This is a genomic window from Marinomonas profundimaris (assembly GCF_000508165.1).
GTDB lineage: Bacteria > Pseudomonadota > Gammaproteobacteria > Pseudomonadales > Marinomonadaceae > Marinomonas > Marinomonas profundimaris.
The window spans coordinates 118,741-131,128 of sequence record NZ_AYOZ01000045.1 but is presented as its reverse complement, the minus strand read 5'-3'; the positions used below and the strand labels follow the sequence as shown (position 1 = coordinate 131,128).

11 protein-coding genes are annotated in these 12,388 nt (G+C 43.3%); 6 read left to right on the top strand and 5 right to left on the bottom strand.

The features are described 5' to 3' along the window. Nucleotides 1-27: 27 nt before the first annotated feature. Together acs and D104_RS32780 are read left to right on the top strand one after the other, a co-directional pair. On the top strand, nt 28-1,986 hold the full coding sequence (gene acs / locus D104_RS32785; RefSeq protein WP_024024901.1) for an acetate--CoA ligase: 1,959 nt from the start codon (nt 28-30) through the stop codon (nt 1,984-1,986). Between the two features lie 28 nt (nt 1,987-2,014). Further along, nucleotides 2,015-2,668 carry a LuxR C-terminal-related transcriptional regulator gene (locus D104_RS32780; RefSeq protein ID WP_024024900.1) on the top strand — a complete coding sequence of 218 codons (654 nt, stop codon included), beginning with the start codon at nt 2,015-2,017 and terminating at the stop codon, nt 2,666-2,668. Here D104_RS32780 and yidD read toward each other — a convergent pair. Continuing rightward, on the bottom strand, nt 2,665-2,910 hold the full coding sequence (gene yidD / locus D104_RS37250) for a membrane protein insertion efficiency factor YidD (protein ID WP_084546042.1): 246 nt from the start codon (nt 2,908-2,910) through the stop codon (nt 2,665-2,667). The two genes, D104_RS32780 and yidD, sit on opposite strands and share 4 nt — an antisense overlap. Before the next feature lie 113 nt (nt 2,911-3,023). Between yidD and D104_RS32775 the strand changes: the two genes are divergently transcribed. Genes D104_RS32775 through D104_RS32765 form a run of 3 tightly spaced genes read left to right on the top strand, consistent with a single transcriptional unit; the run spans nt 3,024 to nt 6,821 of the window. Beyond that, nucleotides 3,024-3,890, top strand: coding sequence for a prephenate dehydratase (locus D104_RS32775; RefSeq protein WP_024024899.1), 867 nt, complete (start codon nt 3,024-3,026; stop codon nt 3,888-3,890). A 37-nt stretch (nt 3,891-3,927) separates the two neighbouring features. Further along, entirely contained in the window at nt 3,928-5,898 is a 1,971-nt protein-coding gene (locus D104_RS32770) for a TonB-dependent receptor plug domain-containing protein (RefSeq protein ID WP_235075943.1), read from the top strand. A 17-nt stretch (nt 5,899-5,915) separates the two neighbouring features. Then, nucleotides 5,916-6,821, top strand: coding sequence for a hypothetical protein (locus tag D104_RS32765; RefSeq protein ID WP_024024897.1), 906 nt, complete (start codon nt 5,916-5,918; stop codon nt 6,819-6,821). Here the strand turns inward: D104_RS32765 and D104_RS32760 are convergent, their stop codons facing one another. Continuing rightward, the gene (locus D104_RS32760; RefSeq protein WP_024024896.1) at nt 6,822-7,583 is read right to left on the bottom strand and encodes an alpha/beta fold hydrolase; all 762 of its coding nucleotides are present in this window, start codon (nt 7,581-7,583) and stop codon (nt 6,822-6,824) included. A 114-nt stretch (nt 7,584-7,697) separates the two neighbouring features. On the opposite strand from D104_RS32760, the gene D104_RS32755 reads away from it, so the two are divergent. Further along, a complete protein-coding gene (locus tag D104_RS32755; protein WP_024024895.1) occupies nt 7,698-8,303 on the top strand; it encodes a CDP-alcohol phosphatidyltransferase family protein in 606 nt (201 codons plus the stop codon). A 29-nt stretch (nt 8,304-8,332) separates the two neighbouring features. On the opposite strand, the gene yfaE is transcribed toward D104_RS32755, so the two are convergent. The 3 genes from yfaE to nrdA all read right to left on the bottom strand — a co-directional run bounded on the left by yfaE (nt 8,333) and on the right by nrdA (nt 12,156). Next, nucleotides 8,333-8,629 (bottom strand): class I ribonucleotide reductase maintenance protein YfaE, encoded by a 297-nt coding sequence (gene yfaE / locus D104_RS32750; protein ID WP_024024894.1) that lies wholly within the window; start codon nt 8,627-8,629, stop codon nt 8,333-8,335. After that, nucleotides 8,613-9,746, bottom strand: a complete 1,134-nt coding sequence (gene nrdB / locus D104_RS32745; RefSeq protein ID WP_024024893.1) for a class Ia ribonucleoside-diphosphate reductase subunit beta — start codon at nt 9,744-9,746, stop codon at nt 8,613-8,615. The genes yfaE and nrdB overlap by 17 nt, the downstream gene beginning before the upstream one ends. 145 nt (nt 9,747-9,891) lie before the next feature. Further along, on the bottom strand, nt 9,892-12,156 hold the full coding sequence (gene nrdA / locus D104_RS32740) for a class 1a ribonucleoside-diphosphate reductase subunit alpha (RefSeq protein ID WP_024024892.1): 2,265 nt from the start codon (nt 12,154-12,156) through the stop codon (nt 9,892-9,894). Between the last annotated feature and the right edge of the window lie 232 nt (nt 12,157-12,388).

Genomic DNA, 12,388 nt, shown 5'->3' with positions numbered 1-12,388 from the left:
ATAACAAATTTAACAATGGAGCGGGTTATGAAGTCATTATATAGCGCAACCTCAAATGAGGCGGCAAAAAATGCCAATGTGAGTCAAGCAGAATTTGAAAAACGCTATCAAGAATCGATTGAAAACCCTGACGCATTTTGGGGAAAAGAAGGGGAGCGTTTAGATTGGATTACGCCCTATACCAAAGTGAAAAACACGTCATTTCAACGCGGTCATGTCAATATTAAATGGTTTGAAGACGGTGAGCTCAATGTGGCTTATAACTGTATCGATCGCCATTTAGCCACATCAGCAAACAAAGTTGCTTATTACTGTGAAGGGGATACCGAAAGCAGTGATAAAGTCGCGATTACTTATCAAACCTTGCACGACGAAGTCGGTCGTTTAGCGAATCTATTAAAGCGCAAAGGTGTTAAAAAAGGCGACCGAGTCGCTATTTATATGCCGATGATTCCTCAAGCGGTTTACGCCATGTTGGCGTGTGCCAGAATCGGTGCGATTCACTCCGTTATTTTCGGTGGTTTTTCTGCTCATGCGATAGCCGATCGTCTTAATGATTGTGAAGTGAAGTTAGTGATTACCGCCGATGAAGGTCGTCGAGCAGGTAACACGATTCCGCTTAAACACAATGTTGATATGGCGTTGGAAAATAACGCCTGTCCTTCTGTCGAAACCGTTCTGGTTTACCGCTACACCAAAAAAGAAACACCATGGTTTGATGGCCGAGACTTGGATTGGGCTGATGCGGTTGCTAATGAAAGTACCGATTGCTCAGCGGAACGAATGAACGCAGAAGACCCTCTTTTTATACTTTACACGTCTGGTTCAACGGGCAAGCCAAAGGGGGTTGTTCATACGACTGGCGGTTATCTCGTGTATGCTGCAATGACGCATGAATTGGTGTTTGATCTTAAACCTGATGATGTGTATTGGTGTGCGGCGGACGTTGGTTGGATCACAGGCCACAGCTATATGGTCTATGGGCCTTTAGCCAATTGCGCGACCAGTATTTTATTTGAAGGTGTACCAACTTACCCAGATTCTGGTCGAATTGGTCGAGTCGTCGATAAATTTGGCGTGACCATTTTATATACCGCACCGACTGCGATTCGCGCTTTGATGTCGAAAGGCGATGAAGCGACGCGTACCAGTAAGCGAGACTCTTTGCGTATTTTGGGCAGCGTCGGTGAGCCAATTAATCCAGAAGCATGGTCTTGGTATTACGCGGAAATCGGCAATGGTTCTTGTCCGGTTGTGGACACATGGTGGCAAACTGAAACAGGCGGCATGATGATGACGCCACGTATTGTGCAAGGCGATATTAAGCCGGGTTCTTGTACTGGGCCTTTGTTCGGTGTGCAACCTGCGCTGGTGGATGCTCAAGGCGTGTTGCTTGATGCACAAGGCGTTCAGGTTGATGGCGGTTTGGTGATCACTGATTCTTGGCCGGGTCAGGCTCGAACCGTTTATGGTGATCATGAGCGTTTTGAACAAACTTATTTTAGTACCTTTGATGGTATGTATTTCACGGGTGATGGGGCGTCAAGAGACGCAGATGGTCACTATTGGATTACGGGCCGTATGGATGACGTTCTGAATGTTTCTGGGCATCGTCTTGGTACAGCAGAAATTGAAAGTGCTTTGGTGGCTCATCCTTCTGTCGCAGAAGCCGCAATCGTTGGTTATCCTCATGATATCAAAGGGCAAGGTATTTATGTTTATGTCAGTGCGATTGCTGGCGTGACGCCCGATGAAGAACTGACAAAATCGTTGAAGCAGTTTGTTCGTCAGGAAATTGGCCCGATTGCTACGCCGGATTTGATCCAGTGGGCTAGTAAAGGCTTACCAAAAACGCGTTCAGGTAAAATCATGCGTCGAATTTTAAGGAAGATTGCGGCGAACGAACATGATCAGCTTGGCGACACGAGTACATTGGCTGATCCAAGTGTGGTTGATGATTTAATCGAAAACCGTTTAAATGTGTGAGCGTTTACACATTTAAAAAGGATAGACAGTGATTACACTTGTTATCGCAGATGATCATCCTCTGTTCCGTAGCGCGCTGAGTGGTGCGCTACGGGCAGAAATGCAAGAGGTTGTGATTGTTGAGTCTCATGATTTGGATTCAACCTTACAATGCTTAGAAAACCAAACCGAGCTTGATTTACTGCTGCTGGATTTAAATATGCCTGGCAGTGGTGAATTGTATGGGCTTATTCGGATTCGTAAAGATTTCCCTGATGTGCCTGTTGCTGTTATTTCTGGCAGCGAAGACAGTGTTATGGTGGCGAAGGTGATTGACGCTGGTGCATTGGGATTTATTCCAAAAACCAGTGAGCCTGCAACATACGTGCAAGCCATTCATGCCATTTTAGCGGGAGATATCTGGCTTCCAGAATACCTCAAGCTAAAAGTGGCGAATCAACCTAAGCCTGATTTATCTATGCAAAATAGAGTCGCGGAACTGACTCCTCAGCAATATAAAGTGCTGTGTTATTTACACGAAGGGTTGTTAAATAAGCAAATTGCTTATGAATTATCGATATCCGAAGCCACCGTGAAAGCGCATATCACGGCTATCTTTCGAAAATTGGAAATCAATAATAGGACGCAAGCGGTATTGGTTGCCAGTGAGTTAAAATTACAGATGACGACGATCAATAATTAGTTGTCTGTTTTGTCTTCTTTACAATGGCATGGAGGCACAGGATCCATGCCTCCTTCATGCCACGGATGACATTTAGACAGTCTTTTCACGCCGAGATAAACTCCTTTTATAACGCCGAATCGCTCAATCGCCTGAATCATATATTGTGAGCAGCTGGGATAGAACCGGCAGTTATTCCCTAAAAGAGGGCTAATTAAAAACTGGTAGCCTTTTACCAATAAGATAAATATTTTCTTTAGCATAAAGTGGTTGATTCAATTAGTGGTTATTGGTGCGCTGGGAATTGTCATTTTTGTGTATATAACAACGGCTATTTGTTACTGTAAAAGAAATATATCACAGAACCTATTCCACTATGCCAGAACAACATCTTACGCTGGATGCAATGCAGGTCGTTGCTTACCAAGGCGAGCCTGGAGCGTATTCGCACCTTGCTTGTAAACATACTTTCCCTGATTGGACGAGCATTCACTGTGCCACCTTTTTTGATGCCTTACAAATGGTGGAACGAGGCGACGCATATTACGCGATGATTCCGGTTGAAAACTCGACAGCGGGTCGAGTAGAAGAAATTTATAGAGAGCTAAAGCGCACTCAACTTTATGTTGTGAAAGAGCATTTTGAGCCAGTAAACCATTGTTTGATTGCTCGCCATGGCATGACGTTAGATCAAATCACTCGAATTGGTAGTCACCCACAAGCGTTGGCACAATGCGATACGAATATCAAAACGCTGGGAGCAAAAAGTCAGGCCATGTACGATACCGCGGGTGCCGCGAAGCACATTGCAGAATTTGAAGAGCCTGGGTTAGCGGTGATTTCATCGGAACTAGCGGCCGAACTGTACGGTCTGAATGTCCTTAAAACCTACTTTAATGACACGGTGGGAAATACCACCCGATTCTTAGTTTTTTCACGTCAGCAAAAAATGCCCGTTTACGAAGATGAGCGAACGTACATTACGTCGTTTATGTTTCGCGTTCGTAATATCCCCGCTGCGCTGTATAAAGCCATGGGTGGTTTTGCCACTCAGGGCATTAATATGCTGAAGTTAGAAAGCTATATGGTGAACGGAAATTTCACGGCAACTCAGTTTTATGTGGATGTCGAAGCGCATTTTCAATCTTCTGAAATGCAGGCAGCGCTTGAAGAGTTGCGCTTCTTTTCTGAAGAGGTGCGTATATTGGGAACGTATCTAGCTGATGGTTATAGGTTGAAGTAGTTATATGATGATGCGTTGGTTTTGTTTTGTTTTTTGTATGTTGTTTGGATTGAATGCGTGGGCGGAGTTGGAAAATCTATCTTTCGATTTGGGTGTGTTGGATTCCAGTTTCGATGATGATTTCTTCAATAGTATTCCGGTTGTGGTGACCCCGTCCAAAATCGCTCAACCAAGGGTAGATGTCTCTTCTTCTTTGTCTGTATTAGATGGTGATTTTATCCGCCGTATTAATATGCAATACGTTGAAGACCTGTTGCAATTTGTACCAGGTTTTGCCGTTTTTCCATATAAGGCGTCCAGCCAGAAAATTGTTTCCTATCATGGTACTCAGTTAGAGGAGTACCGACGAATTCAAGTATTGGTCAATGGCCGATCGGTTTACAGTGCTGGTAAGGCTCGAGTTGAATGGGCAACGTTACCTCTGAATATTGAGGATGTAGCACGCGTAGAAGTGAACCGCGGTCCAAATGCCGCGAGTTACGGCATCAATTCTTTTTTCGCTGTGGTGAATATCATTACTCGTTCTCCGCTAGAAACGTTGGGCGATAGCATTTCTGCGTATTCTAGCGCGCGTGGCGATTATCGATTATATGGCCAGCACAGCGGTTTGAATGGTGATTGGAGTTATCGTGCTTCCGTCTCCACTAATAATGTTGATGGGTTTGATACGGATAATGATGGTGAAGAACGTCATGATGGACATGGGTCTAATGTGGGAAATGTCTTTATTCAGAAAGAAACGGCGACCAGTTTTTTTGATTTAGATGTTGGAGCAAGTAGTTTAAAGGCCAATATCGATCCATCCGAATACGCAGCAGGATCATATGACATTAATGATCCAGTGCGTCAGACAGATCGCGAACACATAAAGCTGAGTTACAGTAAGCAAGTGACTTCAAATCACGAGATTAAGGTGCAATATTACTATGATCGAGCGGATCAAAATGAATACCATTCTGTTGTATTGACCCCCGGCTTTTATGCCGCTTTTTTTGGTGGAAGCAGCGTTACCAATGTATATGATTCGTATGTAGTGGATTTAGTCGAAACGCGTCAAGACATTGAGTTACAGAGCACTTGGGAAGTATCGGATAATTTGCGTGTCATCTCGGCGGCTGGCTATCGTTTAGACGAAGCGAACTCTGAGCATTACTTTTCTGGGAAGGTGAGCGATGAAGTGTTTCGTTTATCTTCTAATATGGAATACCGAATGGGTAATAGCTGGGTAATAAATACCGGTGCCATGCTAGAAAATACGCAAATGGGTGGGACGTTTTTATCTCCAAAATTTGGGGTCACTTATAAAATATCTGAACAAGAGGCGGTTAGATTCAATGTATCAAAAGCCATCCGAACGCCTGATTTATCAGATCAGTATTTTAAATGGCATTATGTTTTGTCTAATGGTGAAAGTTCTTACACAACTTACGCTGATCAGGGGGAAGACGCTGAAAAAATCACCTCTTATGAAATTGGCTATTACCATTACTGGCCAGGCCAAGGTTTATCTATAGACGCTAAACTTTACCATGATGAAATTAAGGACATGGTACTTAGTCGAAAATACTTCTCTCAAGGTGGCGTCGATGCAGCCCTTGAAGAGGGCGTAGTGGAAAATATTGACATTAACGGCGTAGAGTTTGAATTGGACTGGCGTTTTCGTTCTGGCGCAATGACGCGTTTCACCTATGCTTATCAAGACACACAAACGGATAATAAAAGAATACTGGATTCAACATCTCCTGTGATGATGTCTTTTTTCGGCAGCCAGCCATTAACGGAGCAATGGTTTTTAAATGGTTATTATTGGTATGGCGAAAAATTAAATGGAAAAGATTATGAGTATCTCAACACTTGGCTATCTTACAAGTTATCGTTAGGTGGATACTCTAAAGCGACAATGGGATTTGGGATGGAAGCGCGCTTGGATGGTAATGCATTGGTTTCCAGACACAATAATTTAGATAAAGACACATTTTATTATGTCTTTAGTAATGTCACTTTCTAATTAGGATTAATAGAAACGTGCAAAGGTTTTTTCTTCTTATATTTTTGCTGCTGGCTTCATTGAAGGTGCCTGCAGCAATTTATGTTATACACGATACCGAAGAAAGTTCAGTACGTTCTCTGACATTCCAACTGTCTAAGCTATTAACGATAAAAAAACCATTAATTCCTGTTCGCAGCACGTTGTTTGTTCAAAATATTAACGTCCTTAAGCATGATGATGTGATGGTTACCGTGGGAGCTGAAAGCTTCCGAAAGGTGTGCTCAGTCGCTGCTGTTGGGGCGGTTATGGCGGTTTTCATTGGGCAAGAAGAGTATCTTAAAATAAAGCCGCAATGCGCAATGCCTGTTAGTGGTGTTTTTTCTGGCGCGCCGCTGGCAACCCGATTGAATTTACTGCAAGCCGTGTGGTTTGATCGCAAACCGCTTGCGGTGATTTATAGTGATCATCTGTTTGTTAATGAAGAAGACATGATGGCCCAAGCGGATCAATATGGTTTTGTTTTCCAATTTATAAAAACACAGACGGATCGGCTGTCTGTGTTGAGGTCGATAAACTTTATTCTAGAAGACTCGGCGTTGATTGTTTCGTTAGTGGATTCAGAGCTGTATAAAAATGGCAATGCGCAGGATATTTTGAGGTTACTGTTTCACAAACAACAAGTGATGATCGGGCCTTCTTTGGCTTTCGTGCGTTCAGGCTCATTGTTTGCTATTTATTCGGATAATGACGCTAAGTTACAGTCGCTGGCAGAACGACTGACCGCCTGGGAAACAAAAGGGATACTGCTCGATGCCGTATACCCCGATCGATTGCGGGTCAGCTTTAACCCTTATCTGATTAAATCCCATGGCATTGTATTACCTTCTTCTTCCTATTTGAAAGACCGTTTTGGTCTTTGTTCCGACACAATATGCGATTAATTATTGTAAAAAACGTTTCACTAAACTGGTAAAGGGGACGGGTTTTTCCGCGTGAAGCCAGTGTCCTGCGCCCGATATCACTTTAAAACTCGCGTTTGAAAAACGGTCTGTAATGGCCTTTTGATGCTCAGCGACAATGTAATCTGAGTGTTCACCTTTGATAAACAGCGTTGGTGTGGTGACCGCTGTTTCAATGGTGGGTTTTTTTAGAATCGTCGCGTAGCTGTTCGCAATATTGTCGACCGACAAAGAAAGTTTAAAGCCTTGCTCACTTTTCATTAGATTTTTTAATAAAAACTGTCTGACGGCAAGGTTGGGTTCGTATTGGCTTAAGAGTGCGTCCGCTTCTTTTCGCGAGTGAATGTCACCGTTATTGATGGCCTTCAAACCGTCTAAAATTCGAGTGTGGCTGGCTTGGTAATCCACTGGTGCAATGTCCACCACAATCAATTTTTTTATTTGCTCCGGAAGAGCCATTGCCGACATTTGCATCGCCACTTTTCCGCCCATTGAATGCCCCAATAAATAAAACGAATCAACATGGTTGGCCTTTGCCCAATCGAGTATCTCATCGGCCATTTTCGGGTAAGTCGCGTCCATCATGTTGTCCGATTTACCGTGATTAGGCAGGTCAACACAATACACAGTAAACTGTTCCGCTAAAGCTTGTGCTATGGAGTGCCAATTGTCTGCGTTGCCAAATAAACCGTGAATGACAATAAGATTAGGGCCAGAGGAACCATATTGCTTGGCGTGAATCATAGTTACCTTATTATGTTAAATAGTGAGTCAATGGATGGTGAGAGTGACACCTGTTGGCTTATATTGTATCAAGTCTTTGAAAGCTTCGTCCCTATGGAATCAAGGTTGTTTTGAATGTTAGACACGTTTTTTATTAAGTCTTTGAAAACCCCGTTACGTCTTATGGCCATGGGGTTGAATAAGGTTGGCGTGAAGGCCAATTGGATTACCCTGTTGGGATTTTTTATCGGCATTCTGGTGCTGCCTGCGTTGTACTTTGGCAATACAGTATTGGCGTTGGTTTTTATTGTCATTAATCGGGTACTGGATGGGCTGGATGGCGCCGTCGCGAGGGTGCAGGGGCCCACCGACTTAGGTGGATATTTGGACATTACGTTAGATTTTATTTTTTATTCAGCCGTGATTTTCGGTTTCGCTCTGATGAATCCGATAGAGAATGCGCTAGCGGCAAGCTTTTTGATTTTTTCCTTTATGGGAACGGGAAGCAGCTTTTTAGCGTTTGCTATTATGGCAGAAAAACGAAAAATTGAGCGTTTGGAATACGGCAATAAATCTTTGTATTTCTTAGGTGGTTTGGCGGAAGGGGCAGAAACCATCGCGTTTTTAGTGTTGATTTGTTTATTGCCAGCGCATTTTTCCTTGTTGGCGTATGTGTTTGGTGGGATTTGTTGGATAACCACAGCAACTCGAATTTACGCGGGTTATCGCACATTGGGCTAAGGGAAGTCGAAAAACGGATTGGACGGGGGTTAATCGAAAAAAGCGATTTCGATATCGCTTTTCACGATCGCACAACAGGCTAACATATAACCGCTTTGCACCCACGCTAAAGGCTCAAATGGGTAACTGACGTGTCCCCATAAGAGCTTCACAGAGCAAGAAGAGCAATACCCTTCGCGACATTGATATTCTATATGAATGCCTGCACGTTCAAGCTGAACCAATAACGGTTCCTCTTCTGTGACAAGAATTTGCTTCTTACCAATGAGTACACGATGTACCTGATCTTTCGTTTCGGGTAATGCGTGCTTAGAGATCGAAGTCATCGAAGTCTGAGTCATCTAAACTATTGTCCGTTTGTCCAACCAAGTAAGAGCTTATTTCGGCTTCTTGTGGTGCAACTTGTACGTTATCGCTTACTAGCCAAGCATTGATCCAAGGAATTGGGTTGTGCTTGGTTGGGAAGTACGTTTCAAGACCAACGGCTTGCATGCGTACGTTTGTAATGTATTCAACATATTGACCTAAGATTTGAGCGTTTAGACCGATCATGGAGCCATCTTTGAAAAGATACGTTGCCCAATCTTTTTCTTGCTCGGCGGCTTCTACAAAGATATTACGCATTTCCTCTTTGCACTCTTCAGCAATAATGGCCATTTCTGGGTCATCTTTACCGGATGCCATTAGGTTAAGCATATGCTGTGTGCCAGTGAGGTGAAGGGCTTCATCACGCGCGATTAACTTGATGATTTTCGCATTGCCTTCCATTAGTGTTCGTTCAGCAAAACCAAAGCTGCAAGCAAAGCTCACATAAAAACGCACGGCTTCCAACACATTCACTGAGGCAACGGTTAGGTAAAGTGCCTTCTTCAGTTTAGGCATAGAGATTTCAATATCGCCTTTTCCTGGGATATTAAATGTGCCCATGCCCATAGTGTTGTAAATACTCACCATTTCAATGAGACGGTCATAGTATTTTGAAACACTGTCTGCTCGTTTGGTGATTTCTTCATTGGTTACAATGTCGTCAAAAATTTTGGTCGGATCGTTGACGATATTACGAATAATGTGAGTATAAGAGCGACTATGAATGGTTTCACTGAACGACCAGGTTTCGATCCAGGTTTCTAATTCTGGCAAAGAAACGATGGGTAATAAGGCAACATTTGGTGATCGACCTTGCACACTGTCTAAAAGTGTTTGGTATTTTAAATTGCTTAAAAATATATGTTGTTCGTGTTCTTCTAGTCTTTGAAAATCTTTGCGGTCTGTCGAAAGATCCACTTCTTCTGGACGCCAAAAGAAAGACAACTGTTTCTCTATTAGCTTTTCAAAAATAGGGTGCTTTTGCTGATCATAGCGAGCAACGTTGACATTTTCACCAAAGAACATAGGTTCTTTTGTACTATCGAAGTGCTTACGGTTGAAAGTCGAGTAACTCATGTCTCAGGGTATTCCTCAAAAGCGTAAGACATGTTCGGTTGTGAAGATGTCTTAGTTATTAATAGATGTTGATAGTTGTATTTACGCGGTAAACGTAGCAAAGCCTCATTGGGATGAGGCTTTGCTGTATCAGACAATTACTGGCTTAGATTTTACAAGCGCCGCCAGCGCAATCGTCCATGTCTTCCTGTTTGTCGTCAGCACCATCACGGGTGTTGTGGTAGTAGAGTGTCTTCACGCCCAATTTGTATGCGGTCAACAAGTCTTTCAGAATGACCTTCATCGGTACTTTTTGAGACTCAAATTTTTGTGGATCGTAGTTTGTATTTGCCGAAATGGCTTGGTCAACAAACTTCTGCATGATACCAACTAATTGCAGATAGCCATCGTTAGATGGAATGGTCCACAACAATTCATAGTTGTCTTTTAGACGTTCAAACTCAGGAACAACTTGCTTAAGAATACCGTCTTTACTGGCTTTCACAGAAACAAAACCACGTGGTGGCTCAATGCCGTTGGTGGCATTACTGATCTGAGAGGATGTTTCAGATGGCATTAATGCGGTCAGCGTTGAGTTACGCAAGCCGTGCTCTACGATATCACTGCGTAAGGTTTCCCAATCATAGAACAATTCTGGAGAACAAATGGCATCGATTTCTTTTTTGTAGCTATCGATTGGCAAAATGCCTTTTGAATACGTTGTTTCATTGAAGGCCAAGCAAGGACCAAACTCTTTTGACAGCTTGTTCGATGCTTTTAATAGAAAGTACTGAATGGCTTCAAAGGTTTTGTGCGTTAATTCGTTGGCAGAACCATCGGAATATTTAACGCCATTTTTCGCTAGGTAATACGCGTAGTTGATAACGCCAACACCTAATGTACGACGCAATTCTGTTGCACGTTGTGCGGCTGGAATTGGGTAGTTTTGGTAATCCAACAAGCTGTCTAGCGCGCGAACGATCAGTTCTGCTAGTTCTTCTAGTTCGTCGAGATTCTCAAGTGCGCCTAGGTTGAAGGCAGACAAAGTGCAAAGTGCAATCTCGCCTTCTGGGTCATCGATGCTGTTTAACGGTTTAGTCGGTAACGCAATTTCTAAGCACAAGTTACTTTGCTTGACTGGCGCAACGGCCGGATCAAACGGACTGTGTGTATTACAGTGATCCACGTTTTGCAAATAGATACGGCCTGTACTGGCACGCTCTGAAGCAAACAAGGTAAACAATTCGCTTGCCTTCATGGTTTGTTTGCGAATCGCAGGATCTTGTTCGTACATGGTGTATAGGCGATCGAATTCTTCTTGGTCTGCGAAGAACGCATCGTATAAACCAGGCACATCGGATGGACTGAATAAGGTGATGTTGCCACCTTTAATCAAGCGTTGGTACATCAAACGGTTGAATTGAACGCCGTAATCTAGGTGGCGAACACGGTTTTCTTCAACACCGCGGTTGTTTTTTAGAACCAATAGACTTTCGACTTCTAAATGCCAAATTGGGTAGAAAACCGTCGCCGCGCCGCCACGAACACCACCTTGAGAACAGCTTTTAACCGCTGTTTGGAAATGTTTGTAGAATGGTATGCATCCTGTGTGGAATGCTTCGCCGCCACGGATTGGGCTGCCTAGTGCACGAATAGCGCCCGCGTTCACGCCGATGCCGGCACGCTGGCTCACGTATTTCACAATGGCGCTTGATGTGGCATTGATGGAATCAAGCGAGTCGCCACATTCAATCAACACACAGCTACTAAATTGACGAGTAGGTGTACGGATGCCGGACATAATCGGTGTTGGCAGCGAAATTTTGAATTTAGACACGGCGTCATAGAAACGGCGGATCAAAGTCAATCGCTCTGTCTTATCGTATTTCGCGAATAAACAAGCCGCGACAAGGATGTAGATAAACTGAGGGCTTTCGTAAATTTCGCCCGTCACGCGGTTTTGAACTAAATATTTGCCTTCAAGTTGTTTTACAGCCGCATAAGAAAAGTCCATGTCACGAGAGTGATCCATGAATGCATTCAGCTCGTTGAAGTCTTCTTCAGTGTAATCTTCTAATAAATGGGAGTCATAACGCTGTTGCTGCACGAGGTTTTTGACGTGCGCATAAAGATGTGGTGGCTCAAAGTCACCAAAGGCTTTTTTACGCAAATGGAAGATGGCTAGGCGTGCAGCTAGGTATTGGTAGTCTGGTGTGTTTTCTGAAATCAAATCAGCAGCAGACTTGATGAGAGTTTCGTGGATATCGGTTGTGCGAATACCCTCAAAAAACTGTATTTGTGCTTTTAATTCCACTTGGGAAACAGATACGTTGTCTAATCCTTCAGCGGCCCACGTTATCACTTTATGAATCTTTTCAAGATTGATGTTTTCGGTGGTCCCGTTACGCTTAGTAACTGTGAGAGTGCTCATGCCTTAACTTCCCATTAGTGCATTATAAAAAGAGGTGATGTACTCTATATAGTGTGTTCTTTTCGACCAACACACTATATGTAGTGCTTCATTGATAATCTGTAACGAACAATAGTGCTCATTCAATGTAAAATCAAGGCTTGAAAAAAACTCGAAAATGAGAAATAAAGAATGCCTAAGTGGTCACTTACTTTACTTGCCTCAAGAAGCGTAAAGTTAGCAATTGGCAAGG

Bases quoted from the DNA above. Each gene is read 5' to 3' on its own strand.
- acs (WP_024024901.1), top strand. From the start codon at position 28: ATGAAGTCATTATATAGCGCAACCTCAAATGAGGCGGCAAAAAATGCC.
- yidD (WP_084546042.1), bottom strand. From the start codon at position 2,910: ATGCTAAAGAAAATATTTATCTTATTGGTAAAAGGCTACCAGTTTTTA.
- D104_RS32775 (WP_024024899.1), top strand. From the start codon at position 3,024: ATGCCAGAACAACATCTTACGCTGGATGCAATGCAGGTCGTTGCTTAC.
- D104_RS32770 (WP_235075943.1), top strand. From the start codon at position 3,928: ATGTTGTTTGGATTGAATGCGTGGGCGGAGTTGGAAAATCTATCTTTC.
- D104_RS32760 (WP_024024896.1), bottom strand. From the start codon at position 7,583: ATGATTCACGCCAAGCAATATGGTTCCTCTGGCCCTAATCTTATTGTC.
- D104_RS32755 (WP_024024895.1), top strand. From the start codon at position 7,698: ATGTTAGACACGTTTTTTATTAAGTCTTTGAAAACCCCGTTACGTCTT.
- yfaE (WP_024024894.1), bottom strand. From the start codon at position 8,629: ATGACTTCGATCTCTAAGCACGCATTACCCGAAACGAAAGATCAGGTA.
- nrdB (WP_024024893.1), bottom strand. From the start codon at position 9,746: ATGAGTTACTCGACTTTCAACCGTAAGCACTTCGATAGTACAAAAGAA.
- nrdA (WP_024024892.1), bottom strand. From the start codon at position 12,156: ATGAGCACTCTCACAGTTACTAAGCGTAACGGGACCACCGAAAACATC.